A 26,446-nucleotide genomic window follows, 5' to 3' on the forward strand; every position below is an offset into this window, starting at 1 on the left:
CTGTTAAAAAATGGGAATATCAATTATGACAACGAGTATCATTGAAAGAATTGATGCATGGGCAGAAAAGACACCGGATTTCCCTTGCTATGAATATGCTGGAACACGTCTTTCCTACAAAGAACTTAAACGGCAATCGGATGCATTCGGCTCTTTTCTACTAAATACTTTAAACTCTGACAAAGAAAAACCTATTATCGTGTACGGACACATGTCCCCACTAATGCTTATTGCGTTTTTAGGTACTATTAAATCAGGACGTGCTTATGTTCCTGTAGATGTTTCTATGCCAGTTGAACGTATAGAACAAATCAAAAAAGCAGCAGATCCTGCACTATTCATTTGCACAGAAGAGCTTCCAAACAACCTTACAATTACAGGTTGTCCCGTTCTAACACAAGACCAATTGATGGATGCTTTGGAAAAACATTTTGAAGAAGTGCCAGACCCTGCTGAATGTGTTAAAAATGATGATAATTATTATATTATATACACATCAGGAAGCACAGGAAATCCAAAAGGCGTTCAAATTAGCCAAAACAATTTAGTTAGTTTTAGCAATTGGATTTTACAAGATTTCTCGTTAAGACAAGGATTGCGCTTCTTAAACCAAGCACCATTTTCCTTTGACTTGTCGGTTATGGACTTATATCCAAGCTTACTTTCAGGCGGAACTCTTGTACCACTAGATAAAACAATCACTGCTAATATGAAAGATTTATATCGCGAAATACCTGCTCAAAATTTTGATGTATGGGTTTCTACTCCATCATTTGCAGACTTATGTTTACTAGATGATAATTTCAACCAAGAAAACAACCCTAATTTAACACGTTTCTTATTCTGTGGTGAAGTACTTGCTAAGAAAACAGCAAGTGAACTACTTGACCGTTTCCCAGATGCAGTCATTTATAACACATACGGGCCGACTGAAGCTACTGTTGCTGTTACACAAGTAAAAGTAACACGCGAGTTGATTGATGCTTATCCGAGCCTACCACTTGGAGTTATTAAACCAGATATGCGACTTCATATTGTCGATCAAGAAACTGGTGAAATACTTCCTGAAGGCGAAAAAGGCGAAATCATCCTAATCGGTGCAAGTGTTTCAAAAGGATATTTAAACGAACCAGAAAAAACAGACCAAGTATTCTTTGATTACAAAGGTTACCAAGCCTACCATACTGGTGACTCTGGTGTTATAAAAGATGGTTATCTCTTCTTCCAAGGTCGTCTTGACTTCCAAATTAAGCTTCATGGTTACAGAATCGAACTTGAAGATATTGAAAACAATCTAAAAAAAGTAAGTTACATCCAAAACTGCGCTATTATTCCTAAAATGAAAGATGAAAAGGTTGATATGTTGGTCGCTCAGGTCATCCCGTCTTCCCACGATTTTGAAAAAGAATACCAGCTAAGTGCAGCAATCAAAAACGAATTAAAAGAATTTATGCCAGCATATATGATCCCAAGAAAATGGATTTATAAAACGGAATTCCCGTTGACAATGAATGGCAAAATTGATCGAAAAGCACTTAACAGCGAGGTTAACAAGTGAGCACACCATACGGTACAATACTTTATTTTGGAGTACTTCTTCTGTTTTTCATTCCTATCATAGTAGCTGGTTTGTTAGGAAAAAGATTACCGATATATAACGCTTTTGTCACATTAGTATTTTTATACTTTTTATTCGCTGCAAATCCAGTCCAAGGAGTTACTTTTATCTTCTTTGTTTTCTGGCAACTTGCACTCGTACGACTTTACTTCCATTACAGGCAGGAGAAAAAACAGAATCATGGCGGCGTATTCGTCATAGCAGTGATTCTCTCCATTCTCCCGCTTGTAATCTCTAAAGTAGTTCCAATTTTAGGGGACCAAGTAACAATGGTTGGTTTCCTAGGGATTTCGTACTTAACTTTTAAAGCGACACAAATGATTATTGAAATACGCGATAACTTAATTAAACAGTACAACGCATGGGATTTTGTTAATTTCTTACTATTTTTCCCAACTATTTCATCAGGACCGATTGACCGGTTCCGTCGCTTTAAAAAAGACGTTGATAATCCGCCTAGTAAAGAAGCTTATGTTGCTTTACTGAATCGAGGAATTTTCCTTATCTTCCTTGGTTTTCTCTATAAATTCATTATCGCATACTTAGTAAACAAACATTTTGTTGTTCCACTAGACATCGCGATTACACACAATGTTGATACAACAACAAGTTTGATTGGTTATATGTACGCATACAGTATGTACTTATTCTTTGACTTTGCTGGCTACAGTGCCTTCGCAGTCGGAGTGAGTTATCTACTCGGCGTTCAAACACCAATGAACTTCAATAAGCCTTTTGCAGCACGAAACATTAAAGAATTCTGGAATCGCTGGCATATGACTCTTTCCTTCTGGTTCCGTGATTATGTATTTATGCGTTTTGTCTTATGGCTTACAAAAAAGAAATGGTTCAAGAGTAAGTTCACCATCGCCTATATCGCATATTTTGTTAACTTTTTCATTATGGGTGTATGGCACGGACTTCACTGGTATTACATCGTTTATGGTCTTTATCAAGCCACTTTAATTGTTGGTTTCGACCTAATCGAACGCTTTAACAAAAAGCACAAGTTCTATCCAAAAAACAAAATAACTTATGTAATCGGCGTTATCATTACATTCCAATTTGTTTGTTTCGGATTCCTGATTTTCTCAGGTATTTTAGATAAAATTAATTTTTAAAACTAACTAAAGGTGGTAATTTAAATGGCTTTTCGTGAAAATGTATTAGAAATCTTAGAAGAAATTACAGAAACTGATGAAGTAGTACAAAATACAAATATCAAATTATTTGATGAAGGTTTACTAGACTCAATGGCAACTGTTCAACTTTTAATTGAAATTGAATCAAGACTAGATATTACTGTACCCGTTTCAGAATTTGACCGCGACGAATGGGCTACTCCTGAAATGATTATTACACAACTTGAGGCGCTAAAATAATGAAAAAAAAGCTGTGGATGACATTTGGGCCTTTACTGGTCGCATTCGCGGTTTTCCTTTTCGTTCTATTTGGACCTAGCAGCTTATTTTCTTATGTGTCTTCGGAGACTGTAGAAAAGAGCGCTACGTCTATGAACGAATACGTCATCCAAGGCTTAGACATCCAGAAAGAAGCTTTAAAAGAAGGAAACTATTTACCAATTTATGGTTCTTCAGAGCTTTCTCGTGTCGACCCATTTCATCCTAGCGTAGTCTCAAAAAAATATGATCAAGGTTATACACCATTCCTATTAGGTCGTCCGGGTACACAATCATTAAGCCATTTTCTTGATGTAAATGCACTTGGTGATGACTTAAGAGGCAAAAAAGTGGCTGTAGTTTTATCTCCACAATGGTTCCAACCTAAAGGCGTTTCTGATCCATCGTTTGGTGCTAACTTCTCCCCTCTTCATGCTTATAAATTTGCACTTGAAGACGCGAAAAACACACCTGAACGCAGATATGCAGCAAAAAGATTATTATCGTTCCAAGTGGTTCAAAGCGACTCTACTTTAAAGAAATTACTTGAAAACATCGTCGCAAAGGGTCCTAAAAAACCTCATGATCCAAAACTTGTAAAACTTGCTGGTAATGTCGAACTGAAAATTTTAGAACGTAAAGACGATTTAGAATCGAAAACAGTTTCAGGTTCTAAACAAGATCGTATAGAAAAAGGTCTAAAAGATCTCCCAGAAAAATTAGATTATAAACAACTAGATGACCTAGCAAAAGAAACTGGTGAGAAAAGTATCGGCGACAATCCTTTCCAAGTGAAAGAAAAATATTATCAGAAAAAAATCAAACCAATTGAAGGTAAGTTAAAAGATAGCCGTAAAGATTTGCGTTACGATGAATCTCCAGAATTTGGTGATTTACAACTTCTAATGGACGCATTTAAAAAAGCTGGCGCCGATGTTATTTTCATCAATCCTCCTATTAATGGTAAATGGATTGACTACATTGGTATGAACAAACAAGGCTTAGATGGTTACTATGCTAAAACAAAACAACAAATCGAGAGTCAAGGCTTCCGTTATTACTCTCTAGAACAATATCAAAATGATTCTTTCTTTTTAGAAGATCCTATTCATTTAAGCTGGCGCGGTTGGGTAAAAATCGACCAAGTCCTTGCTGATTTTGTCAAAGCACCGGTTCAAACAAACTATAAACCAACAGTAGATGATTATTATATTAAAAGTCATCCAGATAATGGACCAAAAAAAATCCAGAAGTAGTATTTAAACTACTCCTGGATTTTTTTCATTGTTAGAATCCAATAATATGATAACCGCTATCCACATGAATTACTTCACCTGTTACGCCGCGAGATAAATTACTGAATAAGTAATAAGCTGTATCTCCTACTTCTTCTGCTTGTGTTGCACGTTTTAATGGTGCTCTTTCTTCTACAAGTGAAATCGAGTCAGAGAAGCCGCTAACGCCACGTGCTGAGACTGTTCTAATTGGTCCAGCAGAAATAGCATTCACACGCACTCCGATAGCTCCTAGGTCCATTGCAAGGTATCTCACGCTAGCATCAAGAGAAGCTTTAGCAACACCCATGATATTGTAGTTTTCTACAACACGCTCACCGCCAAGATAAGTTAAAGTAAGCAAGCTAGCATCTTCAGTTAACATATCTAAGTGTTTTAACGCACGCGCCACCGCTGTAAACGAATAAGCACTGATTTCATGCGCTTGTAAGAAGCTTTTACGATCTACTTCTAAATAGTCACCAGTTAAGTAATCTTTATTAGCAAAAGCAATACAATGTGCTAAACCACTAAGTTTGCCTGCTTTATCTTTAATTGTTTCAAATGTCGCTGTAATAGCGTCCTCACTTGTTACATCACATGCTAAAATAAGTGGATCTTGATTTATTTCGTTTAATGAAGGTACTAGTTCAGTAATGCTTTTTTTCGCACGATCATCCGCATATGTAAATACTAGTTTTGCTCCTGCTTCATTTAATGAACGAGCAATCGCCCAAGCAATACTGCGTTTATTAGCTACTCCCATTACAACATATGTTTTTCCCTCTAATGATAAATTCATGTTCTTTCCTCCTAATTTTGATGCGATTTGTTCGCTTCTTCCATTTTACATGACCAAATAACTTTTTAAAACACTTATTACTTCGATTTTTGAATTATCTGCTCCATATCTTCTGGTAAAGGCAAATCAAACGCCATATATTCTTCTGTGACTGGGTGGACTAAATGTAGATGACAAGAGTGAAGTGCTTGTCTTTTAAGTAGTACCTGATCCCCGCCGTACATGTCATCACCAATAAGCGGATGACCGATATAAGAAAAATGCACCCGAATTTGATGTGTTCGCCCTGTCTCAAGCTGGATCGCTAAATGATCAAACCCGTTATAACGCATGAGAACCTCATAATTTGTTTTCGCATATTTTCCTTCTGGAGTAACAAAACGCTCCATTATACTTACATCCTTGCGTCCTATTGGCGCTTCAATAGATCCTGCTTCTTCTTCCAGGGTACCTGAAGTGAAAGCTTGGTATCGTCTTTTGAGTAGTCCTTGTTGTAAAAAACTACTGAGCCTGGCGTGTGCGTATCTATTTTTGGCGATTAACATTAATCCTGATGTTTCTCGGTCAAGCCTTGTTACGATATGGATAGCACTTGTAAGCCCTTGATTTTCGTAGTGTCCTTTTACAAAATTTGCTACTGAACCGGTCGGATGATATTGAGACGGAATTGAAGCCATTCCGGCCGGTTTATTAATAATTAATAAAAAGTCATCTTCAAAAACTACTTCTAAATCTGTATGCTCTGCCAATAATCGTTCATTTTGTTGTTCTGTTGGAAAGGTAAGTCGAACTTTATCGTCAGTTTTAACATGATATAAAACATTTTGTTCTTCGTTATTAACTTCAATTTTACCATCCGCGCCAAATTTTACTGCGGTTAATAATTGTTTAGATATGTGCTTGCTTTTCAGAAAAGTTCTAAGCAACAACCCATCTTCTTCATTTTTTACTTGCCATTCTAAAAACACATGCTTCCTCCTGCTAGCTTAATCTTCAATAAATGAATCGTGTACTCGACGCCAAAATGGAAATGATCTGAATCTCGCAAAATGAACTTTTTTCGCTGATACTTCATAACGAATTTCCTGAACATCACGATGCAAAATACTTAAATGGTCCACAGAAATTTGAAAATCCTTGTCATTTACCGGTTGTAAACTAACTACATGATGCTTCGGAAAAACGAGTGGACTACCGATTGTCCGGTAAACTCGATTATTAATCGACGCCATTTCAGTTAATTGCATTGCTTCAATGGACGGATGCATTAGCGCTCCCCCGAGTGATTTATTATAGGCTGTCGTTCCGCTTGGTGTTGACATACATAAACCATCTCCGCGGAATCGTTCAAAATGGAGATCATTAATAACTACATCCACAACAAAAGGTCCACCTGAACTTTTTACGGTTGACTCATTTAGCGCTAAATACTCAGCTTCTTTTTTGCCAATGCCGTATTTTACTGTAGTTTTAAGCAGTGGATAAGAAACTTTTTGATATTCTCCTTTTGCTAATAACTTAACTAATTTATCTGCTTCAGCTGGGCGCCAATCAGCATAAAAGCCAAGATGACCAGTATGAATTCCGATAAAAGCAATTTCATCTAAGCGCTCTTCATATTGATGAAACGCAGACAAAAAAGTTCCATCTCCGCCAATAGAAATAACGATTTCAGGTTCTATCTCATCATATTCCATGTCATATTCCCCAAAACCAGCGATCATATTCAATCGCAGCAAATCTGACTTCTCGTCCCCTTTTGAAGTAATCATATATTTCATTATTTCTATTCGCCCCTATTCCTACGCTTAATTACTTATTTTTCTTTGGCATTACTTGATGCACCGCTTTTTTATCCTTTGATACATCTTTGTTTTGAGAAAAATAGACTTGCGCTTCTTGTATTTCTTCACGAATTTGCGACATTTCCTCATCTAATTGAAAAGCCGCCTCGGCAGCGCGTTTTAGTCGCTTATTAATCGCTTCTGGAAATTCGCCTTGGTATTTATAGTTTACCGAATGCTCAATAGTCGCCCAAAAATTCATTGCTAATGTCCTAATTTGGATTTCAGCTAAAATCTTCTTCTCACCTTGAATTGTTTCCACTGGGTATTCAATAACGACGTGATACGAACGGTATCCACTGGGTTTCTTATTTGTAATATAATCGCGCTCTTCCACAATCCGAAAATCATTGCGTTGCCTTAAAAGACGAACAACAACCTCAATGTCATCTACAAATTGACACATCATTCGCAGTCCCGCAATATCTTGCATTTCTTCCACTAAATGGTCAAGTGCGATATGTTTTTGATTAGCTTTGTCTAATATGCTCGCAACTGGCTTCACTCGTCCTGTAACGAATTCAATTGGCGAATGATTATTTTCAAGCTCAAATTGTGAACGCATTCCTTTAAGTTTAATTTTAAGTTCTTCTACTGCCTGTTTATAAGGCGCTAAAAAGTCTTCCCAATGATTCAAATCGCTCACCTCAAGTATATTCATGATTAAATTTATGCAACATCAGTTATATTTTAACACAAAAGTGATTAATCCACCTTGCTAAAAGTAACCTTTTTTTCAATCACATGTTAAAATAAAACTGAAGCGCTAACGATACAATGAAAAGGATGATGGAAATGATTCTTACTTTACTTCAAAATGGCGATTACGAAACTGCTCGACTAAAAGCTCTTGCAGAATTAAAAAACACCCCAGAAAATGCGGAACTAAATTATTTTGCAGCATGGGCACACGATGCGCTCGGTAAAGAAGATGCCGCTATCCCTTTTTATGAGAAAGCACTGGAGCTTGGTCTTCCTGATGCAGATAAAAAAGAAGCATATATTGGCCTTGGTAGCACCTACCGCATAACAGGTTCTCCCGAAAAAGCCGTCCTTCTTTTCCAAAAAGCGATAGAAGAGTTCCCAGAAAATAATGCTTTACGTACTTTTTTCATCATGGCTAAGTATAATCAAGGTAAGGAAAAAGAAGCCTTACAAGAAGCACTTCTGTTACTAACAAATACAACTAATGACAAAGATATTTTAAGTTACAAAAAAGCGATTCAATTTTATGCACAAGATTTAGATGCATTATTTCATTAAGAGGAGATGAATTTTCATGGTAAAAGAACTAGAAATAGAATTCCGCAATCTTTTGACAAAAGAGGAATATGATCGACTTATAGAGGATTTTCGAATTAAAGAAGATGATTTTTTTGAACAAACTAATTTTTATTTAGATACGGCAGATTTCGGCTTAAAAGAACGTAACTCTGCTCTTCGGATTCGTAAGTTAGAAACACAGTACCAATTAACACTAAAAACTCCTGAGGCTCGCGGTTTAATGGAAACAACTCAAATTTTAGCAGCAGATCAAGCAACAGCCATTACAGACGGAGCAAATATCCCCGTTGGTCCAGTGCGCGATACATTAAAAGAAATCGGTATTAATCATGAAGATTTACAAGTTTTTGGTTCCCTCAAAACAATTCGGGCCGAAAAAGATTACAAAAAAGGACTACTCGTATTCGACAAAAATTTCTATGGTTCTATTTCAGATTTTGATTTAGAATATGAAGTTTCTGATTACGATAAAGGAAAAGAAATTTTTGATAAACTACTCAAAGAATATCAAATAACGAATCATCCAGCAGAAAACAAAGTAGCTCGTTTTTATAATCATGTGTATAAAAATAATGACTAACTAACGAAAAACGTACTAATTTATAGCGAAATGACACAAATTCTTAAAAAATAACGAATAAATATATTAAGCCAATGACAATTATTTGTTAAATTTACATTACGCTGATAAAATAGATATGTAAGTTACAAAACCAAATTTTGTATCAGCTTTTACTTAGCAGTGAATTATTTCTTTTCACACTGGTACATTGAAATGAATATCTGCTTGAAGGTATTTAGAATTTGAAAATCAGGTGATAGCAAATGATTAACCAAAATTTATATTATCAGTCAGTAGCTAATTCCAAGCCCATTGAAATTTATCTATTTTTTGATCCCGCTTGTGATGACTGTTGGAATATTGAAGCGAACATGCTCCGGTTACAAATGGAGTACGGGAACTATTTTAAATTGCGCTATGTGCTGCATAATAATTTGCAGACATTTGTATGTAAACAAAAACGCGCTGGAAATAGTAACCTAAGCTTAAAAGAACAACAAATAGGGGCGCACCTTTCCTATATTTCTTGTCTTGCAGTCAAAGCCGCTGAACTCCAAGGAAAAAAACAAGGTATTACATTCCTGCGTAAGATTCAAGAAGCTTATTTTCTTGAGAATAAAGACATCGCTAGTGAAGAAGTACTCTATGAAATCGCTATTTCCACCGGTCTAGATCTTACTGAATTCAAAAAAGATTTAGCATCTACTGCTGCTAAGCGCGCCTATATTGGCGACCAAAAAGTAGCACAAGAAATGGAAATACGCGAAAATCCAACAGTAGTTTTCTTCAATAAAAATATAGAAGACGCTGGGTTAAAATTAAGTGGCCTACATCGTTATGAGGTCTACGTACATGTTTTATCCGAGCTTTTAAATGATTTCCCAGAACCAGAAGAACGCCCACAAATGGAAGAATATTTAGCTAAAGTAAAAGTTACTTCTTCTGCTTCCATGGCAGCCTTTTACGGGGTTTCTGAACAACAAATTGACCGCCAAATGAAGAAATGGCGCCTTCAACAAAAAGTAGAATTAATCGATGCTCCAGATGGCCAGCCTCACTGGAAATATATCGGTAGCTTATAATAAAAAAAGTAGCAGCCTAATCCTCGGCTGCTACTTTTTTATTACATGTTTTCCAACCGCTCAATTCGCGAACTAATCGGCGGATGGGAATCGAAAAGACCTGGTTTATCTTTTTTAGACTTCAATGGCGACGAAAAGTAAATGGACTCACTAGAAGCGCTAACTTCTTCCATTTTTTTCGTATCACCGCTAATTTTTTGTAATGCTTGGATAAGCCCATCTGGATTCCGAGTTAATTCTACTGCACTTGCATCAGCCAAATACTCCCTATTTCTAGATAAAGCGAACTGAATCGCCGTAGCAATAATCGGAGCTAAAATAACAAAAATTAGTGCTACTACATAGATAATTATCTGTGCCCCGCCACCATTATTATTGTCACTTTTGCGGCTATTTCTTCCGCCTGTTAAGCTACCCCAGAAAATCAAACGCATAGCTAAATCACTTAGGATAGCAATAACCGCGACTAAGGCAATCGCAATAGTCGACAAGCGAATATCATAGTTACGAATATGAGAAATTTCATGCGCAATAACGCCCTCTAACTCATATCGTTCTAATTTATTTAACAATCCTCTAGTGACAGCTACGGCGCCTTTTTCAGGAGAAATACCGGTTGCAAATGCATTCGGACTTGGATCTTCTACAATATAAACTTTTGGCATTGGGATACCAGCAACCATCGCCATGCTTTCAACAGTATCCCATAAAACTGGTGCTTGCTCTTTTGAGGTGACTTCTTTCGCATGATTCATCGCCATGACAACCGACGAACTGCTCATTACCATTATCAAAATATAAACCGCACCAATAGCCGCCGCAAGTATGAGTCCATTTAGATAGTTATTCCAAACAATTATACCTATAGCAGCCCCAACCATAAGAACGAAAATAAAAAAGCCAAGAATGATAAAAATAGTTTTTCGCTTATTTGCTGCAATTTGTTCAAATAGCATAATTTTCGCTCTCCTTCATGGCTTAAAACTCTACTTTTGGTGCAACACGCTCTACTTCTGGAATCGAAAGCATATCGCGTTCTTTAAAGTTATGCAGTTTTGCTACGATGTTTGTTGGTACTGATTGTACTTTTGTGTTATAAGTCATTACGGTTGTGTTATAAAGTTGGCGAGAATATGCCACTTTGTTTTCCGTAGTAGTTAGTTCATGTTGTAATTCGATGAAGGAAGTATTTGCTTTTAAGTCTGGATAAGCTTCACCTAATGCAAAAATAGATTTAAGCGCCCCACTTAGCATATTATCTGCTTCGATTTGCCCTTGACGGTTGTCAGCAGGAACTTCCATCATTTTGTTACGAGCTTCAATTACTTGTGTTAGTGTTTCTTTTTCATGTGTTGCATACCCTTTAACTGTTTCAACTAAATTAGGAATCAAGTCAAAGCGACGTTTTAATTGTACGTCAATTTGCGCCCAAGTTTCGTCAACACGGTTACGGTATTTTACAAGGCTGTTGTATAGACCGAAATAAATCAATACTAGAATTACAACAACAGCGATAGCAATAATCCATCCTATCATAATTAATCTCCTCCTTCATATGTACTAATCCCATTATACCTTACTTGGGGAGTACACGACAATCCTACTGCAGCATGAGATTCTATTTTTTCTTTCGCATAAAGTAAAATGGCTTAACAGGTCTATCTACCGGCATTTTTATCGTCATCATCGCATTTGGAGCACGGTCAATTTCTTCCCCGTCTTCATTCCAAAGAACTTCGACAACTTGTTTAAAACCAGTATCTCCCGGTCCATAAAACTCAATTTCTTCCCCGACACCAAAATTATTTCGTTGTTGTAAGGTAGCAATTTTTGTTTCTGCGTCGTATTCAAGTACTTGAGCGGCGAAAGCATATTGAGGTATTTTCCGAGTTTTCCCGAATAATTGCTCGTCCTCGGTTGGTTCTTTATAGAAAAAGCCTGTCGATAACTCGCGCTGTGCAACTTTCCATAATTCTTCTTCCCAGGCTGGATCAAATTCGTAATTCTCAGGGTCCGCGCAGTATGCATCTACCGCACGGCGATACACACTTGCTACCGTTGAGACATAATGAATCGATTTCATTCTTCCTTCGATTTTTAAGCTATCTACGCCAGCATCAACCATATCTGGAATATATTTAATCATAGATAAATCTACCGCACTCATCGAAAACGGTTCTTCGTCTGTATCAACTAAATTTTTAGAAACGCCATTATCTATCTCAAATAAATCATATTTCCAGCGACAACTTTGCGCACAACCTCCTCGATTCGCATCACGGTTCGCCATATGATTGGATAGAGTACAACGACCGGAATAAGAAATACACATCGCACCATGAATAAATGCTTCCATTTCGACATCCGTTTTTTCGCCGATTTCTTGGATTTCTTGCATACTTACTTCTCTGGCAAGCACCACGCGTTCTAATCCTTGTTTTTTCCAAAATTCTAACGTTTTATAATTGGTTGCAGATGCTTGTGTTGATAAATGGACTGGTAAGCCTGGCGCATCCTGAAAACAAATGCTAATCAGTGCAGGATCAGAAACGATGACTGCATCAATGCCAATATCCCGGAGTGTCCGGAAAAATTCACCAGCACCTTCTGTATCCCCTGCGTGCGCAACCATATTGGCAGCTACATACACTTTTGCATTTCGCTCATGCGCAAATGCGATACCTTCTTTCATTTCATCAAAACTAAAATTCCCTGCTCGTGACCGAAGCCCAAACGCCTGGCCACCAATATATACAGCATCCGCTCCGTAACGAATGGCAATTTTTAATTTTTCTAAGTTACCAGCCGGAGCTAGCACTTCTGGTTTTTTTAATACTTTACTCATTATGCTATTCCCCCTACTTCACATCATCCGGATTTTTCAAATAAAATCCTGCATCTAGTTTTCTTGTTTTAGGTTGTAGTTCCGTTAATTTATTCACAAAATATTCCGCAACAAATTGTCCATTAATAACGGCTTCTTTTGCCTCGACAAATAGAGTTGCAATTTGTACAAAATTATCCGATTCCGCAAGAACCCCGTCCAGTTTCCAAGTTTTCAAGCCTGCTTCATATAAATCAGCTAAGTATGGTACCAGTGAAACATCTTCTGAAGCAAAAATGTGCGTTCCAGATTCGTCCTCATAGATTGGTAATTGGCTCGTTTCATCATTAGGTTCGCGTAAATAAAGTCCACGTTCCTTCGAAGTATCATCTTCCATCTCAACAATTCGTTGGTAGTTAGTAACTAGTTTGCGTTTTGATTGATGGATGCATGTTGGTCCATAAACCAGTACTTCTACTGGAATAGTGAGACTTTTAGCAATTGCTTTTATTTCGTCTTCAGTAAGTTCTCTTGCAAGTACCGCTCCGACTGCTCCTTGTTTTTCCCAAAACGAGATTTGTTCTGCGCTAGTGACAAATGTTTGGGCATCGTAAATAAAAGGTATCGGTCGAGCCATTTCGCCAAGAAGCATAATCGCTCCAGGATCCCCGCATGCAACTGCATCCACTTTCATTTCAGCAAGTTGGTCTAAAAATGTTGGTAGCTCTTCCATATGTTCGTTGTGCATTAACGAATTTACAGCTACGGTTACTTTTTTCTTTTCTTGATGCGCTAAATGAACTATTTCACGTAATTCTTCGACAGAAAAGGAATGAGGTAATCTTAAGCCAAATTGGCTGTTACCTATATATAATCTGTCTACCCCCGCGCGAAGCAATTGTTCAGCTTGACTAATTGAATCTGCTGTCGCTATGATTTCCATGTTTTTCTCCTCATTTCTACTAAAAACGTTACTTGATAAATGTATCACAAGAAGACTTGTTACTCAATAAGAATTTTGGCATAAAAAAAGAGACTAACTAAAGTAGCTAATCTCTAATCTATTTTGTCTTCTTTCGTAATCTTAAATAAGTTTAATAATGGTCGATAAGTGCTTCCTACTAATCCAAGCGTTTCAATTAGCACTTCGATTAAAATTAAAAGTACTCCAATTAATATCATCGAACCCCACAAGGTCGACATCGTGAAAATGAATGCAAATAAGGAAAATAATGCTGCAATCGCGTAAATTAATATCACTGTTTGTCGATGCGTAAAACCTAACCGGAGTAAACAATGATGCAAGTGCGATTTATCTGCCATAGCAATAGGTTGTTTCGTAACCATACGGCGCACAATAGCAAAAACTGTATCAGAAATTGGTACCCCTAAAATTAAAATCGGTACAATTAAAGAGATAAAAGTGACGTTCTTGAAGCCCATAATAGAAAGTACCGCAATAATGAAACCTAAGAAAAGCGCTCCTGTATCACCCATAAATATTTTAGCAGGATTGAAATTATATGGTAAGAAGCCAAGAGTCCCAGCAATTAAAACGCTAGCAATCATAATAACAAGCGCATCCCCCATAATAAATGCCATTCCTAAAATTGTCAGTAAAGCAATAGTGGAAACACCCGCTGCCAGTCCGTCAAGCCCATCAATGAGATTAATCGCATTCGTAATTGCTACAATCCAAATAATCGTGAGCGGAATACTCAAAATGCCAAAATGAATTTCTCCACCAAAAGGTAAGTTTATAAAATCAATACTAATATCGCCCCAAAATACTATGATAAAAGCAGCGGTAATTTGACCAATTAATTTATATCTTGCCTTAAATTCCATAATATCATCTAACAGGCCAGTTATGACCATTACAAATGCAGCAATCAATAAAGCCCATAAGAATTCGTTTTCAATTGGAAGTAAAAATAAACCAATGGCAAAACTAATAAAAATCGCTAAGCCACCTAAACTAGGAATCGGCTTCACATTAATGCGTCGCTGATCGGGTTTATCAGTAATATCAAAATAAAGAGCTATCTTTCGAATTAGCGGTGTAAGTAACACGGACGCACCAAAACATATAAAAATTATCATCCAGCTCATGGTTAGTCCTCCCCGCAAATTTTTTACTCATCTCATTATACTTTTTTATTATCAAAAAGACAACGAAAATCATTATCCAAACATTTTCAATAAAAAAAGCTTGAAGCGCACGGAGCATGCTTCAAGCTTTCTATTTATTGTTTAATCCTAGCTACAAATTGAAATCTACTACCTACATATTGAGAACGTGTAAATTCAAATGGTCGACCATCTTCTAAAGTTGTAATCTGCCGAAGTTTCATAACCGGTGATCCGAGTTTCACATCAAGATATGGCGCAATTTTTTCTGATACTAAAGAAGCTTCCATCGTTTGTTCTGCTTCTCCGATTTTTTGACCAAGTTTTAATTCAATCGCTTTATAAAGGGAATCCATAATGTCTTCCTTTGTAAGCAGTGAAGCAATTTTTTCTGGAATGGCGGCAACTTCATAAAGAATTGGTACACGGTCGCCGTAACGAATCCGTTCAATTTTCATTACATTGCTGTTTTCTGGTAGTTGTAACGCTTCTTGTTCTTGCGTACTTGCCGGACGAATGCCATACGATACGATACGCGTTGAAGGAACTTTCCCTTCTTGCAACATCAAATTCGTAAAACTTGTGACAGCTTCTAGTCGTTCGGTTAATTTCTTTTCCGCAATAAAAGTCCCAGCGCCAACGCGTCTTTGCAAAATATTATCATCGACTAGTCCTTGAATGGCTTGTCTTACTGTCATTCGGCTAACGTGAAACATTTCAGCAAGTTGACGTTCAGCTGGAATAGAAGTGCCAACTTTCCAGACACCATCTTCCATTTTCTTTTTAATTTCACTTTGAATCTGAATGTAAATCGGTATTCCTGATTGTTTATCGATCATTTCCCCGCCCTCTTCTTATAGAAGTGACGCCGCCTCGTTGTCAAGAATCACAGTAACATCTGGATGATTTTGAAGAACAGAAGCAGGACAATTCACATCTACAGGTTCTTTAATAGTTTCTTTGATTGCTTGTGCTTTGTTTTCACCAAAAGCAAGTAGGATAATTTTCTTCGCATTCATGATTGATTTAATTCCCATAGAATAAGCATGTGTTGGAACATCTTCTTCTCTTTCAAAAAAGCGTTTGTTAGCTTCACGAGTGGAATCTGTTAAAACAACTTTATGTGTTAATGAATCAAAAGAAGTTCCTGGTTCATTAAAACCGATGTGGCCGTTTGTTCCAATTCCAAGCACTTGAATATCGATTGGATGCTCAGATAAAATTCCTTCATAACGTGCGCATTCTGCTTCAGCGTCAGTCGCTTCCCCGTTTGGTAAGAAACTTTCTTTAAATGCTTTTTTAGAGAATAATAAGTCATTCATATAGTAATGATAACTGTTTGGGTCGTCTGCTGCAAGACCTACATATTCATCTAGGTTAGTTGTTGTTACATTTTTTGTGTCAACGTCGCTTTTTACAAGCTCAGCGTAAAGTGTTTCTGGAGTGCTTCCTGTTGCTAGACCAAGTGTATTTACTTCACCTGATGTAATGCCTTTTTCAATAATTTCTAGTGCTTTTTTAGAACCTGCTAATTTATTTTCTGTTGTGATAAGTTGCATAATAATATCTTCCTCTCAAGAATGTTTTTTTCCGAATGAATATGTTGCTGTAATGTTTAAATCTTCATCTAGTAAGTTGAAATCTGCATCCTTACCAGCTTGGATTGCACCTTTTTGTGTTAAATTAAATTCGCGTGCTTGGTTACCAGAAGACATAAGAACTGCTTCTTCCACCGTGCATCCAGTAAATTTAATCATATTGCGGAAACCGTCGTCGTAAGTGAGTACACTTCCGGCTAATGTTCCATCTTCTAAACGAGCTTGTTTATCTTTCACGATAACTGTTTGGCCGCCAAGTTCGGATTTTCCTTCTGGCATACCTTTTGCTCGCATCGAGTCAGTAATAATGCATAAATGTTCTGGGCCTTTCATTTGGTATGCTAATTTCACCATATCAGGGTGAACGTGAATACCATCGACAATTAATTCTGCATTAATACCTTTTTCGAGTAAAACATGACCTGGAACACCTGGTTCACGGTGCGTCATACGGTGACAGGCATTATATAAATGTGTCGCATGTGTCGCTTTACTTGTTTTTAAGTGTTCGCGCACATCGTTGGAGTGACCAATACTTGGAACAACTCCAAGTTCAAAACACAAGTTTTCAAAATCAGCTGAAGTATCGTGTTCTGGCGCATAGGTAACTAATTTAATTAAGCCACCAGAAATATCAAACCACTTCTTGAAAAGTTCCAAGTCAGGTGCTTGAATGTATTCTTCTGGTTGTGCTCCTTTGAAGACTTTAGATACAAATGGACCTTCAAGATGAATCCCGCCAATAACAGGTTCAGTTTGAGCGACTTCATTAATAACTTTTAAAGCTTTTTCAATATTTTCATGTGATTGAGTCATTGTTGTTGGGAAGTAAGTAGTGATACCTTCGTTTAACATACCATTCACTTGTTTTTTAAGTGCTTCTGGATCTGCATCCATTGCGTCAAAACTATAACCACCATGAGAATGGACATCAATGAAACCAGGAACTAACTTTTGTCCTTTTGCATCGATTACTTCTTCTGCTTTTTCCGCTTGAAAGTCAGTCATTGAGCCAACTTCTAAAATCTGTTTATCAAATCGTACAAAAGCATTTTCTAGAACACCTTTACCAGTATAAATTGTAGCGTTAGTAATTACTTTATTAGTCATTACGTATTGCCTCCTCGTTAAATCGGTCTATACCAATTATTATAGCATGTATCCATTAAAATGCAACTTATCTTTTCCTATTTACCCGAAAAAAAGTAAAGTAACCAAAAAAGCCACGAGCATTTAAAAGGCCCGTAGGATTTCGTTATAAAAAAAGCGCAGAATGATTATTCTACGCTCGTTACTTTTATTTATCTGTTTCGTCTTCTTCTTCTTTTTTCTCTAATTCTGGAATGAGCACTTCTTTTTCTTCTTTTGGTTGTTCTTTAGCAGCCTCTTTTTCAAGTTCATTTAACTGATCTTCCATAGAAGCTTTTTCTGGTTTCTTGAAATTTTGTTTTTCGCGTTCAATAATTTCATCTACCATTGTTGTGAAATTTTGGGCTTTGTCTTTAATAATCTCTTTGCTTTTCTTGGTTTTCTTTTCTAGTTCATCCATTAGATCATCAAAAGATTGGGAAAGTTCTTTGCTCATATCAGCTTTCTTTTCAGCTTCTTCAGCTAGATCGCGTTGTTTTTGTGCTTCGTGATAGTCACTTACGCTACCCCAGCTCATATCATGGATAACTTTGTCCATTTTTTCGGAAGTTTCTGTTGCATTTTTTTCAGCCATTTCAGCTAAATGTTGTGTTTTAAGGTTTTTCCATTTTAAGCGCATTTCGTGCATACGTAGTTCTAATTTTTCAAGTTGTTCAGAAGCTTGATCATAATGAGATTTAGTTGCTTTTAATTGTTCTTCGTATTGAGCTACTTCTTCTAATGCAAAATCAGCTAATTTAGTTTCGCCAGCTTCTTTTGCAATTTCAGCTTGATGACGGCGTTTTTCTACATAAACTTCCATTTCTTTATATTCTTTATAGAAAAGAGATTTCAGTTCGCGTTGTTTTTCTACCATGCGTTCTGCGTCTTTCATTTCTTGTTTTGTTTTATCCATATAGTAACTTACCGAATTACGACGTTTTTCTTCACGTTTTTCGATTTTTTCACTTACTTCTTTATTCCATTGTTTCATTTTTTCAAAAAGGTTTGCCATTTTTTTCTCCTCCAATTATTTATTGTATGGGTAGTCGAATACATCATCATTTTTTCTAGGTTTATTTTTATTTCTAGTTAGGAAGTAAATGATTGCTCCAATGATTGCAACAACCAGTATTCCTTTTAAGTTAGCTAGAATGATTAAGGCACCTACGCCGATTAATACACCATAAACGATTTTTTCACCTACAGACCTTGCTTCGAGTAGTTTCTTAAGTGACCAAAAGCCGAGCACTGCGCCAATAGTTGCCATAATTGCTGGCCATAAGACGATAAGTATCATTGCTAAGAGTAAAACTATTAATACGCCAATCAAAATCGCTCTCATCTGTCTACCTCCTTATTTCCAAGTGTAGCTGAAATATTTTTCTTTTATTACTGTACCTATCATAACGCTATGTATCAAGTATAAGAACCCACTGTAGAAGGAAATTCACCTACAACTTGAGTCCTATTATCTAACTACAGGATAACATATTAAGAAATGTTTAACGAACAAAAAACAGCTTGCTTCTCGTGTAACACAAGATACAAACTGCTTTTTGGCTATTTTATTTTTTCTTCATATTGAAGAGATGAAACTCCGCCTTCAGAAATCATATTGTTTTCCTCTAGCTCTGTTTCTGAGATTTCTTTGTCCGCATAGCGTGTTCTAATATCATTTACTTCATCAAAAGGCGTGGGTGGCTGTTGCTTTTTCACCACATAAATTGCAGCACAAGCTACTACACCCGCAACAGCTCCAGCAATAATTCCTACTTTATTTTTCACACTATCAACCTCCTCTTGAAATCCACTATTTTATTCCCTAAAAAAAGCGAGATAAAACAAAAACGAGTTTGCATGATGCAAACTCGTTTTGATATTAGAATCCAGAAAAAGTGCTTTTGGGTTTACGAATAAAACATAGCATTGCCGCAATAACGAAAAGTAAAGCGGGAATGAAACCAATAAGTGCAGTGGATAAAAGTGACACAATACCGGCTGCTAAAAATAAAAATCCAGCAAGTATTGGGTTTTTATTCTTCATAATATAGTAAATGCCTGCTGCTCCAACAATTAAAGTGATTATCCCGCCAGAAAGTGCAGTCCAAGATAATGTATGTACAAAATCAAAGATACGATCCGGGTCCGGTATCTCATCTTTAGGAATTTCCCATTCGGTAACAGTTTGGTAGTAGTTATTGTAATAAGTTGTTAAGCCTTCTTTTCCTTTTGAGCCATTTACAAGTAATAGACCAATGACAGCAATAGCTGCTTGCATAAGTACACTAAAAATAAGTCCAATAATAGCGAGAACTATCTCACCAGTTCGTTTAATCATCAAAATATGCCTCCGTTTCTTCGCTTATTTTTCCAGTATACTATATGTTTTAGTGAGAATAAACTATTTAAATATTAGAAAAAGAAGACTAGTCGTGCGTTTTGCTTTAAAAAAATGTATAATTTGTTCATAACGAAATTTAAAGGGGCGTAAAATAATGCTAAAGCGCGTGTTCTTCTCGATTGTCTTACCTTTAGGGTGTTTAGTTGGAGCAATTTTTATTTTACTTACGATTAACACGACATATCCAAAAGCAGCTAATGATGCTATTCCAACTATATTTATACATGGTTACCGAGGAACTGATCGCTCACTTCATGGAATGATACGACGCTTCGACCAAAAATATAAGTGGGGCACAGAGTCATTAACAGTAAATGTAAGTCCAGACGGAAACATTTCTACTACTGGTACTTATAGTAAAAACGAAAAAAATCCGTTAATTAATATTGTTTTTGAAGATAACCGAGCAACCCTCCCTCAGCAATCGATGTGGACAAAAAAAGTAATGTCCTACTTACAAAAAAATTATGACATCAAAAAATTCAATGCAATTGGTCACTCAATGGGTGGCGGTGCTTGGGTTTCCTATTTAGCATCTTATGAAAAAAACAAATCTTATCCACAAGTAAATAAAATTGTCTTTCTTGCAGTACCATTTTACCCAGAAGAATATGTGAATGGTGATCAGCAAGTAGACATTAAAAATGCCAATAACGTTCATGCTAAGTTTGCTCAAAAAATGGCCAAAGTATTACCTGATAATACGGAAATTATGATTATCGGTGGCGACTTAGAAGACGGCTCCAATAGTGATGGTGAAGTAAAACTAAATAGCGTCTTATATGGTCAAAAGTTATTTGCACATCAGAAAGTCATTACTCACGTTATTAAAGGCCCCAAAGCAACCCATAGTAGCATGCATGAATCTACTGTCGTTGATAAGTATGTCGGTCAATTTTTATGGGGGCAGAAATAAAAGTTAAAGGATGTTTCGAATGAAAAAAGTTATACTCACGATTATCATCTTAGCCATCATAATTACAGGCTTTGGGATAATTTTCCTTCAGTTTGAACCTACTAAAAAAGCTGCTAAAGAACCTACTAACGCTACTGCACAAAAATCTTCCAAAAAAGCTAAAAATCCAGTTTCAGAAATTGCTGTACCAACGCTTTTTGTTCATGGCTATTCAGGGACAGCTAATTCATTTAAAGGCATGATTAATCGCCTTGCTGATGATGGTATCGTAACAGAATCACTTGTTATGACTGTTGCTGCTGATGGAAGTGTGAGCACAACAGGAAGTTACGATAAATTTAGTCATAATCCAACTATCCAAGTCATTTTTGAGGATAATAAAAGTTCGATGGTTAATCAAACTCAGTGGATACAAAATGTGATGAAAGAGTTAAAAAATAATTATCATATTGAAAAAGTAGATGCGGTTGGTCATTCAATGGGCGGAGTTAGCCTAACGAGTTATATTGAGAAAGTTGGTAGTGATAAAGCCTATCCAGTTCTTGAAAATCTAGTTTTAATTGGCGCACCACTTAATGGGCTAGTTGTTGGTGATAATGGTGTAACTGCCTACGATTTAACGGATGAAGGACCAAAACAGTCCTCTGATCGTTATAGTGAATTTATGAAAAACAAACAAAAAATCCCTACTAATGTACAAGTATTAAATATTGCCGGTGATATGCTAGACGGAACCAAAAGCGATGGTAGCGTATCGGTCGCAAGCGCGCTCTCTGGTAAATTTATTTTTGAAGGACAAGCCAAAAGTTACGAAGAAAAAATCTTTACTGGAAAAAAAGCAGCTCACAGTAAACTACATGAAAATACAGATGTAGATGCCAAAGTAGCTAATTTTTTATGGGGAACTGAAAAAGTAGATTAAGCATTAAGCTTAATCTACTTTTTTCTTACGTCCAAATATAGTTCGTTTTTGAATGTCATCAGAATTTCGTACATCTAGAATATCCAGTAAGAATACAAATACTGGGATACCAACAATTAAGCCCCATACGCCAAAGAAAGTTTCTGAAAAAATTAAAATGATAAAGGTATAAAATACAGGTAAATTCGTTTTGGAAGACATTAGTTTCGGATTTAAAATATATGTTTCAATCGCATGAACGATAACTACCGTAATTAAAATATAAACGACATCTTGAAAACCACCAACAGAGTATGCAATAAGAACAAGTGGAACACATGAGATAATTACACCAGCCACGGGAATTAACCCTAATACAAACACCATTATGGATAGGCTAAGTAGTTGAGGGAAATTCATTAAATATAGTGCTATCGTTGTAATGATTGTATTAACAAGCGCAATCATCAATTGTGCCTCTAACACCACCCCGAAAGTCGCAACAAATTTTTTCCCAAAAAACGCTGCTTCTTTAAAAATAAAGCCTACTTTACTTGTTAAAAATTGCCCTGTAAAAGAAGTTACCCGTTCTTTTTCTAAAGAGAAAAACAAACTAAGGATTAAAGCTAAGAAAAATGATAATCCAACTGAGCCGATTCCTGAAAGTGAAGCAATAATAAAGTCAACGCCAGTTTGGAGGTATTTTTGAATATTCGATTCCTTCAAAAATCCGACAATCCATTGCACAATCTTATTATCACTCGGGTTATTATAAATTTTTACAAGAGAGTCTACAAGTTGTGATATTTGGTCAATTAAAATTGGTAAGAAATGAACAATTGCAACATATAAAAACATTGCTACTAAACAATATAAAACGATAACGATTAATTTTCGTGGTATTCGTATTCTTTTTAAAATTACATTTTCTAATCGCGTAACTAAAAATGCAAAAATAAATGTTAGTAATATTAAATCTATCATGCTTCTAAGTAAATATAATACAATCCCTAGAAGAACAAACACTAGCACCCGTCTTGCCGTGTCATTTTCTTTTAGCTTCTCCAACCAATTCATTTCCTCACCAGCCCTTTTCTTTCTTCATTTTATCATAAATTAGTTAAATAGGGTTTACAAAAAAATTTTTCTTCTGTAGAATAGAACCAATCATCCTACCTTTAGAAAGGGGAGTTTTTTTGTGGTAGAAAAAATTGAGCGGAAATCTTTAGCTGAGCAAGTCTATGATCAGATAAAAGCTGAAATTACTAGTGGCGCTTGGAAAATCGGCGAACGAATTCCTAAAGAAGCTGATTTAATGACTCAGTTTGGCATCAGTCGAAATACGTTACGTGAAGCAATCCGTGCGCTGGCCCATATTGGTTTACTTGAAACAAAGCAAGGAGACGGAACTTTTGTACGCAATAATAGTGAACTTCATGCTATTATGCAAAAACGCGTGCGAGAATCCTCTGTTCAAGAAATTCTAGAAATGAGGCATGCGCTAGACCGAGAAGCAGTTATTTTAGCTTGTGAACGGCGCACGGATGAAGATTTAAAAATGCTAAAAAAATATAAGCAACTTTGCTATTTAGCTAATAAAGATAATGATGTAACTGCCTTTGTAAAAGCTGACTCAGCTCTTCATCTAACAATTGTAAAGGCAGCGCACAATGATTTATTGTTAGATATGTATGTAAATATTTTAGAGGAAATACAGTTTTCGATTACGAGTACAACAGAAATGAATCCAGCTGTTAATAAGCATAATGGCCATGCAACTCTTGTATCAGCGATCGAAAAACGAGATAAAGAAGGAGCAGCACATGAAGTAACTGAGTATATCACGCTCTTCAAACAAATTGCTGCTAAGAATGGAGATACCAAATGAATTCAGATTTAACAAATAAAAAAATCCTGACGCGTTCAAGTCGGGTGATGCTTATTGTCGGCATTATTTTAATTGCAGCAAACTTGCGTGCACCAATTACGTCAGTTGGACCTTTACTTGGAATGATTCAATCAGATTTACATTTAACAAACACGATGGCAGGATTACTAACGACGATACCACTACTTGCTTTTGCTGGTTTATCCCCTTTTGTTTCGAAATTAAGTCGTTCACTAGGGATAGAAGTACTTATTTTTATCGCACTTTTAACTCTTGTTATTGGTAGTTTACTTCGACCTTTTGGAGGCGAATTCTATTTATTTGCTGGGACATTTATGATTGGACTTGCTATTGCAGTGGGAAATGTCATTTTACCTAGTTTGATTAAGAAGGAGTTTCCTTTTAAATTAGGATTAATGACTGGGGTATATTCGATTTCAATGAATTTATGTGCGGCACTTGCTGCTGGTTTGACGGTGCCGATTGCGATGAATAATAAATTCAGCTGGCATGGAAGCATGGTTTTTTGGGCAATGCTGGGTGTTTTAGCGTTAGTTATCTGGCTACCACAGTTAAGATATAACCAACGCAGCTCAGAAAAAATTGCCACACATTTAGTTACTACTTCGGTGTGGAAGTCCCCTCTTGCTTGGAAAATTTCATTATATATGGGTTCACAGTCCGCGATTTTTTATATTTCGATTGCTTGGTTACCGAACATTTTAGCAGATCAAGGATTATCAAGTACTTCTAGCGGTCTTATGCTCTCACTAATGCAGTTTGCTGTTATGCCGATTACATTTATTATTCCTATTATAGCTGGGCGAATGAAAAATCAGCAGTTGCTCGTTGGGATTTCTGTTTTATTATTCTTGATTGGGATTTTTGGGATTATGTTCGCTTCTGGTAATCTATTTATTTTAGCTACTGCGATTATTTTATATGGGATTGGTTCGGGGATGTCATTTAGTCTTTCGATGATGTTCTTTAATTTGCGAACAACAAGCGCTACCGAATCGGCGGATTTATCTGGAATGGCGCAATCAATAGGTTATTTGTTTGCTGCTTCCGGTCCAATATTATTTGGTACACTCCATGATGCTCTTGGCAGTTGGCAACCAACGTTATATGTTCTGATCGGCATTACCCTAATTATGCTATATTGCGGCCTAGATGCTGGACGCAATAAATTTCTCTTTCCACAGAAAAAGTGATTTTTGCGCATGAAAAAACTAGTGCGGAAAAAGGGAGTAAACCGCACTAGCTAAAAGGGAGTTTGGGATTTTCATTCTAAAAAGGGAAAGAAATGAAAATGTTTTGCTTGTTGTTAGCTTATACATATAATAACTTTCCTAAAAAAGAATGTGCTGAAAGAAAGATGAAAATTTCATGAGAGTTTAAAAAAGTTTTTCTCAGTTTTTTCCTCTTAGTCTTTCTAGCTTTTCCGCAATACGTTTTTTCATTTCATCAGTTTCTTGGGGGTGTTTCATTATTTCATTTGTTTCTGAAATAGTGACGACATCCCCTTCTTTTATAGAGGAATCAAGTTCTTCTTGATTTACTAACCATTCTGTATGGTTTGGTTCGATTAGAAAAACGGCTTTTCCATCCTCTATACGATCTAATATTGCTTTTTTCACCCTTTTCACCTACTTTGTTACGGCAAGGCCTTGTTCTTTAATTTGGCGCACAATTCCATCACCAATGCCGTTAATTTTTTTCAATTCATCTATGGACTGATACGGGCGCTCGGCAATGATTTTTTCTGCCAGCGCTGGGCCAATAAGTGGTAATAGTTGTAATTCTTCACTAGATGCTGAATTCAGATTAATACTTTCAGGCAATTCTTCTGATGTGGCATCTTCTGTTTTTTGTGTATTATTTTCTTTGTTATAGCTGCTACCGGGCTTAGGTGTACCTTCTTTTTCGGTTTGGACATGAATTTTTTCGCCGTCAGTTTCGATTGTAACTGTTCCATTCACATCTGTCCCGTAAGTTTTAATATCTCGTTCTTTTAACCATTCCAATACTTCTACATGTGGATGTCCATAACTGTTGGCCATTTCAGCGGAGTAGACAGCCACTTGAGGTTTCACTTTATCTAAGAAAAATGGTTGATTAGAAGTCGATGAACCGTGGTGTCCTAAGTCTAAAATATCTGCTTCTAAATTGGTGCCACTATCTGCCATTTCTCGTTCCCGCCCTTTTTCCGCATCACCGGTGAAAATGGCAGAAATATCTTTGTATGCCATTTTGACTGCAATGGAGTCATTATTGGCGTCGTTTTGAAGTTTATCTGGGCTTAGGACTTCTATATCAAATGGACCAAAAGTCGCTTTATCACCGCGTCTTGGTTCTTTATATTTCGCATTTGAGGCCAGTGCTGCATCAATTACCTTCTCATAAATACTGCTTGAAAAAGTTAAGCCATCCATCCAAATTTCTTTTGGTTTATATGTAGCAATGACTTTGTCGGCATTACCAATATGGTCGGCATGTGGATGTGTCAGTAATAGCAAATCTAGCTTTTTTATATTTGCTTCTTTTAAATAAGTTAAAATCCGGTCGTCGTCTTGTCGACCAGTATCAATCAAAATAGTCGTACCGTCTTCTGCTTGAATAAGTGTGCTGTCCCCTTGACCAACATCAAAAAAAGTAAAGCTTGCACCATTTAAGGTTTTTTCTGTGATGTTAGTTGGTTTAGTGGATGGTTCTGAAAAACTACAACCGCTTAAAAATATCGCGATTAAACTAATACAAATTACTAATTTCTTTGTCATCGTTCTCCTCC

Annotated in this window: 30 protein-coding genes; 11 read left to right on the forward strand and 19 right to left on the reverse strand. The window is 36.5% G+C overall.

Translation table 11 applies throughout. From position 1 onward, the window contains the following. Positions 1-25 precede the first annotated feature (25 nt). Genes dltA through dltD form a run of 4 tightly spaced genes read left to right on the forward strand, consistent with a single transcriptional unit; the run spans position 26 to position 4,274 of the window. Positions 26-1,558, forward strand: coding sequence for a D-alanine--poly(phosphoribitol) ligase subunit DltA (dltA, locus tag AC4PG0_RS03525; protein ID WP_070753372.1), 1,533 nt, complete (start codon positions 26-28; stop codon positions 1,556-1,558). Continuing rightward, on the forward strand, positions 1,555-2,739 hold the full coding sequence (gene dltB / locus AC4PG0_RS03530; RefSeq protein WP_003771212.1) for a D-alanyl-lipoteichoic acid biosynthesis protein DltB: 1,185 nt from the start codon (positions 1,555-1,557) through the stop codon (positions 2,737-2,739). The genes dltA and dltB overlap by 4 nt, the downstream gene beginning before the upstream one ends. Before the next feature lie 24 nt (positions 2,740-2,763). Further along, complete coding sequence (gene dltC / locus AC4PG0_RS03535; RefSeq protein WP_003761466.1) at positions 2,764-3,000, forward strand: D-alanine--poly(phosphoribitol) ligase subunit DltC; 237 nt, start codon at positions 2,764-2,766, stop codon at positions 2,998-3,000. Beyond that, positions 3,000-4,274 (forward strand): D-alanyl-lipoteichoic acid biosynthesis protein DltD, encoded by a 1,275-nt coding sequence (dltD, locus tag AC4PG0_RS03540; RefSeq protein ID WP_045553431.1) that lies wholly within the window; start codon positions 3,000-3,002, stop codon positions 4,272-4,274. Before dltC ends, dltD begins: the two co-directional genes overlap by 1 nt. Before the next feature lie 31 nt (positions 4,275-4,305). Here dltD and fabI read toward each other — a convergent pair whose 3' ends face one another. The 4 genes from fabI to yjbM form a co-directional block, all read right to left on the reverse strand. Next, a complete protein-coding gene (gene fabI / locus AC4PG0_RS03545; protein WP_003761461.1) occupies positions 4,306-5,094 on the reverse strand; it encodes an enoyl-ACP reductase FabI in 789 nt (262 codons plus the stop codon). Positions 5,095-5,171: 77 nt separating this feature from the next. After that, positions 5,172-6,062 carry an RluA family pseudouridine synthase gene (locus AC4PG0_RS03550; RefSeq protein ID WP_003761458.1) on the reverse strand — a complete coding sequence of 297 codons (891 nt, stop codon included), beginning with the start codon at positions 6,060-6,062 and terminating at the stop codon, positions 5,172-5,174. Between the two features lie 18 nt (positions 6,063-6,080). Then, the gene (locus AC4PG0_RS03555) at positions 6,081-6,875 is read right to left on the reverse strand and encodes an NAD kinase (protein WP_003766243.1); all 795 of its coding nucleotides are present in this window, start codon (positions 6,873-6,875) and stop codon (positions 6,081-6,083) included. Between the two features lie 31 nt (positions 6,876-6,906). Then, positions 6,907-7,575: a GTP diphosphokinase gene (yjbM, locus tag AC4PG0_RS03560; RefSeq protein ID WP_003722788.1), complete on the reverse strand. Its 669-nt coding sequence runs from the start codon at positions 7,573-7,575 to the stop codon at positions 6,907-6,909. Between the two features lie 158 nt (positions 7,576-7,733). On the opposite strand from yjbM, the gene AC4PG0_RS03565 reads away from it, so the two are divergent. From AC4PG0_RS03565 to yjbH, 3 genes are all read left to right on the forward strand, one after another. Then, on the forward strand, positions 7,734-8,201 hold the full coding sequence (locus AC4PG0_RS03565) for a tetratricopeptide repeat protein (RefSeq protein WP_045553433.1): 468 nt from the start codon (positions 7,734-7,736) through the stop codon (positions 8,199-8,201). A gap of 16 nt (positions 8,202-8,217) precedes the next feature. After that, positions 8,218-8,802, forward strand: coding sequence for a CYTH domain-containing protein (locus AC4PG0_RS03570; RefSeq protein ID WP_003771206.1), 585 nt, complete (start codon positions 8,218-8,220; stop codon positions 8,800-8,802). Between the two features lie 245 nt (positions 8,803-9,047). Next, positions 9,048-9,866 (forward strand): protease adaptor protein YjbH, encoded by an 819-nt coding sequence (gene yjbH / locus AC4PG0_RS03575; protein WP_003761444.1) that lies wholly within the window; start codon positions 9,048-9,050, stop codon positions 9,864-9,866. A gap of 41 nt (positions 9,867-9,907) precedes the next feature. Here the strand turns inward: yjbH and htpX are convergent, their stop codons facing one another. From htpX to AC4PG0_RS03635, 12 genes are all read right to left on the reverse strand, one after another. Beyond that, complete coding sequence (htpX, locus tag AC4PG0_RS03580; protein WP_492167431.1) at positions 9,908-10,822, reverse strand: zinc metalloprotease HtpX; 915 nt, start codon at positions 10,820-10,822, stop codon at positions 9,908-9,910. Positions 10,823-10,844: 22 nt separating this feature from the next. Then, on the reverse strand, positions 10,845-11,402 hold the full coding sequence (locus AC4PG0_RS03585; RefSeq protein ID WP_003766234.1) for a LemA family protein: 558 nt from the start codon (positions 11,400-11,402) through the stop codon (positions 10,845-10,847). Between the two features lie 82 nt (positions 11,403-11,484). Beyond that, positions 11,485-12,711 carry a peptidase U32 family protein gene (locus AC4PG0_RS03590; RefSeq protein WP_003771203.1) on the reverse strand — a complete coding sequence of 409 codons (1,227 nt, stop codon included), beginning with the start codon at positions 12,709-12,711 and terminating at the stop codon, positions 11,485-11,487. A gap of 13 nt (positions 12,712-12,724) precedes the next feature. After that, the gene (locus tag AC4PG0_RS03595; RefSeq protein ID WP_003761437.1) at positions 12,725-13,633 is read right to left on the reverse strand and encodes a peptidase U32 family protein; all 909 of its coding nucleotides are present in this window, start codon (positions 13,631-13,633) and stop codon (positions 12,725-12,727) included. Positions 13,634-13,746: 113 nt separating this feature from the next. After that, complete coding sequence (locus AC4PG0_RS03600; RefSeq protein ID WP_003761435.1) at positions 13,747-14,802, reverse strand: glycosyltransferase family 4 protein; 1,056 nt, start codon at positions 14,800-14,802, stop codon at positions 13,747-13,749. 134 nt (positions 14,803-14,936) lie between these two features. After that, complete coding sequence (locus tag AC4PG0_RS03605) at positions 14,937-15,659, reverse strand: GntR family transcriptional regulator (protein ID WP_003771201.1); 723 nt, start codon at positions 15,657-15,659, stop codon at positions 14,937-14,939. A gap of 15 nt (positions 15,660-15,674) precedes the next feature. Further along, positions 15,675-16,379, reverse strand: coding sequence for a glucosamine-6-phosphate deaminase (locus tag AC4PG0_RS03610; RefSeq protein WP_492167430.1), 705 nt, complete (start codon positions 16,377-16,379; stop codon positions 15,675-15,677). 15 nt (positions 16,380-16,394) lie between these two features. Then, on the reverse strand, positions 16,395-17,528 hold the full coding sequence (gene nagA / locus AC4PG0_RS03615; protein WP_003761429.1) for an N-acetylglucosamine-6-phosphate deacetylase: 1,134 nt from the start codon (positions 17,526-17,528) through the stop codon (positions 16,395-16,397). 187 nt (positions 17,529-17,715) lie between these two features. Beyond that, positions 17,716-18,561, reverse strand: a complete 846-nt coding sequence (locus tag AC4PG0_RS03620; protein WP_112119725.1) for a PspA/IM30 family protein — start codon at positions 18,559-18,561, stop codon at positions 17,716-17,718. 15 nt (positions 18,562-18,576) lie between these two features. After that, positions 18,577-18,891, reverse strand: a complete 315-nt coding sequence (locus AC4PG0_RS03625) for a lmo0954 family membrane protein (RefSeq protein ID WP_003761425.1) — start codon at positions 18,889-18,891, stop codon at positions 18,577-18,579. 218 nt (positions 18,892-19,109) lie between these two features. Beyond that, positions 19,110-19,334 (reverse strand): hypothetical protein, encoded by a 225-nt coding sequence (locus AC4PG0_RS03630; RefSeq protein WP_003761424.1) that lies wholly within the window; start codon positions 19,332-19,334, stop codon positions 19,110-19,112. Between the two features lie 94 nt (positions 19,335-19,428). Next, complete coding sequence (locus AC4PG0_RS03635; RefSeq protein WP_003761421.1) at positions 19,429-19,887, reverse strand: DUF4064 domain-containing protein; 459 nt, start codon at positions 19,885-19,887, stop codon at positions 19,429-19,431. Positions 19,888-20,044: 157 nt separating this feature from the next. Here AC4PG0_RS03635 and AC4PG0_RS03640 point away from each other — a divergent pair, with 157 nt between their 5' ends. Together AC4PG0_RS03640 and AC4PG0_RS03645 are read left to right on the forward strand one after the other, a co-directional pair. After that, on the forward strand, positions 20,045-20,866 hold the full coding sequence (locus AC4PG0_RS03640; protein WP_185324908.1) for an alpha/beta hydrolase: 822 nt from the start codon (positions 20,045-20,047) through the stop codon (positions 20,864-20,866). A gap of 19 nt (positions 20,867-20,885) precedes the next feature. After that, positions 20,886-21,788 carry an alpha/beta hydrolase gene (locus AC4PG0_RS03645; protein ID WP_033533209.1) on the forward strand — a complete coding sequence of 301 codons (903 nt, stop codon included), beginning with the start codon at positions 20,886-20,888 and terminating at the stop codon, positions 21,786-21,788. 9 nt (positions 21,789-21,797) lie between these two features. On the opposite strand, the gene AC4PG0_RS03650 is transcribed toward AC4PG0_RS03645, so the two are convergent. After that, on the reverse strand, positions 21,798-22,844 hold the full coding sequence (locus tag AC4PG0_RS03650; protein ID WP_160464014.1) for an AI-2E family transporter: 1,047 nt from the start codon (positions 22,842-22,844) through the stop codon (positions 21,798-21,800). Between the two features lie 121 nt (positions 22,845-22,965). Here AC4PG0_RS03650 and AC4PG0_RS03655 point away from each other — a divergent pair, with 121 nt between their 5' ends. Both AC4PG0_RS03655 and AC4PG0_RS03660 read left to right on the forward strand, forming a co-directional pair. Continuing rightward, positions 22,966-23,655 (forward strand): FadR/GntR family transcriptional regulator, encoded by a 690-nt coding sequence (locus tag AC4PG0_RS03655; RefSeq protein WP_492167972.1) that lies wholly within the window; start codon positions 22,966-22,968, stop codon positions 23,653-23,655. After that, entirely contained in the window at positions 23,652-24,869 is a 1,218-nt protein-coding gene (locus tag AC4PG0_RS03660) for a CynX/NimT family MFS transporter (protein WP_033533210.1), read from the forward strand. The genes AC4PG0_RS03655 and AC4PG0_RS03660 overlap by 4 nt, the downstream gene beginning before the upstream one ends. A gap of 198 nt (positions 24,870-25,067) precedes the next feature. On the opposite strand, the gene AC4PG0_RS03665 is transcribed toward AC4PG0_RS03660, so the two are convergent. Together AC4PG0_RS03665 and AC4PG0_RS03670 are read right to left on the reverse strand one after the other, a co-directional pair. Beyond that, positions 25,068-25,295, reverse strand: coding sequence for a DUF3006 domain-containing protein (locus tag AC4PG0_RS03665; RefSeq protein WP_003761410.1), 228 nt, complete (start codon positions 25,293-25,295; stop codon positions 25,068-25,070). A 9-nt stretch (positions 25,296-25,304) separates the two neighbouring features. Continuing rightward, positions 25,305-26,435 (reverse strand): MBL fold metallo-hydrolase, encoded by a 1,131-nt coding sequence (locus AC4PG0_RS03670; RefSeq protein WP_045553438.1) that lies wholly within the window; start codon positions 26,433-26,435, stop codon positions 25,305-25,307. Positions 26,436-26,446: the final 11 nt, after the last annotated feature.

The sequence above is a fragment of the Listeria sp. MAN/IMW/UF464 genome (assembly GCF_058683955.1).

Bases quoted from the DNA above. Each gene is read 5' to 3' on its own strand.
- dltD (WP_045553431.1), top strand. From the start codon at position 3,000: ATGAAAAAAAAGCTGTGGATGACATTTGGGCCTTTACTGGTCGCATTC.
- AC4PG0_RS03555 (WP_003766243.1), bottom strand. From the start codon at position 6,875: ATGAAATATATGATTACTTCAAAAGGGGACGAGAAGTCAGATTTGCTG.
- AC4PG0_RS03650 (WP_160464014.1), bottom strand. From the start codon at position 22,844: ATGAATTGGTTGGAGAAGCTAAAAGAAAATGACACGGCAAGACGGGTG.
- dltC (WP_003761466.1), top strand. From the start codon at position 2,764: ATGGCTTTTCGTGAAAATGTATTAGAAATCTTAGAAGAAATTACAGAA.
- AC4PG0_RS03595 (WP_003761437.1), bottom strand. From the start codon at position 13,633: ATGGAAATCATAGCGACAGCAGATTCAATTAGTCAAGCTGAACAATTG.
- AC4PG0_RS03670 (WP_045553438.1), bottom strand. From the start codon at position 26,435: ATGACAAAGAAATTAGTAATTTGTATTAGTTTAATCGCGATATTTTTA.
- AC4PG0_RS03620 (WP_112119725.1), bottom strand. From the start codon at position 18,561: ATGGCAAACCTTTTTGAAAAAATGAAACAATGGAATAAAGAAGTAAGT.
- AC4PG0_RS03565 (WP_045553433.1), top strand. From the start codon at position 7,734: ATGATTCTTACTTTACTTCAAAATGGCGATTACGAAACTGCTCGACTA.
- AC4PG0_RS03605 (WP_003771201.1), bottom strand. From the start codon at position 15,659: ATGATCGATAAACAATCAGGAATACCGATTTACATTCAGATTCAAAGT.
- dltA (WP_070753372.1), top strand. From the start codon at position 26: ATGACAACGAGTATCATTGAAAGAATTGATGCATGGGCAGAAAAGACA.
- AC4PG0_RS03585 (WP_003766234.1), bottom strand. From the start codon at position 11,402: ATGATAGGATGGATTATTGCTATCGCTGTTGTTGTAATTCTAGTATTG.
- AC4PG0_RS03645 (WP_033533209.1), top strand. From the start codon at position 20,886: ATGAAAAAAGTTATACTCACGATTATCATCTTAGCCATCATAATTACA.
- htpX (WP_492167431.1), bottom strand. From the start codon at position 10,822: ATGCTATTTGAACAAATTGCAGCAAATAAGCGAAAAACTATTTTTATC.
- AC4PG0_RS03600 (WP_003761435.1), bottom strand. From the start codon at position 14,802: ATGAGCTGGATGATAATTTTTATATGTTTTGGTGCGTCCGTGTTACTT.
- nagA (WP_003761429.1), bottom strand. From the start codon at position 17,528: ATGACTAATAAAGTAATTACTAACGCTACAATTTATACTGGTAAAGGT.
- yjbH (WP_003761444.1), top strand. From the start codon at position 9,048: ATGATTAACCAAAATTTATATTATCAGTCAGTAGCTAATTCCAAGCCC.
- AC4PG0_RS03660 (WP_033533210.1), top strand. From the start codon at position 23,652: ATGAATTCAGATTTAACAAATAAAAAAATCCTGACGCGTTCAAGTCGG.
- fabI (WP_003761461.1), bottom strand. From the start codon at position 5,094: ATGAATTTATCATTAGAGGGAAAAACATATGTTGTAATGGGAGTAGCT.
- AC4PG0_RS03610 (WP_492167430.1), bottom strand. From the start codon at position 16,379: ATGCAACTTATCACAACAGAAAATAAATTAGCAGGTTCTAAAAAAGCA.
- AC4PG0_RS03590 (WP_003771203.1), bottom strand. From the start codon at position 12,711: ATGAGTAAAGTATTAAAAAAACCAGAAGTGCTAGCTCCGGCTGGTAAC.
- AC4PG0_RS03625 (WP_003761425.1), bottom strand. From the start codon at position 18,891: ATGAGAGCGATTTTGATTGGCGTATTAATAGTTTTACTCTTAGCAATG.
- AC4PG0_RS03570 (WP_003771206.1), top strand. From the start codon at position 8,218: ATGGTAAAAGAACTAGAAATAGAATTCCGCAATCTTTTGACAAAAGAG.
- AC4PG0_RS03635 (WP_003761421.1), bottom strand. From the start codon at position 19,887: ATGATTAAACGAACTGGTGAGATAGTTCTCGCTATTATTGGACTTATT.
- AC4PG0_RS03640 (WP_185324908.1), top strand. From the start codon at position 20,045: ATGCTAAAGCGCGTGTTCTTCTCGATTGTCTTACCTTTAGGGTGTTTA.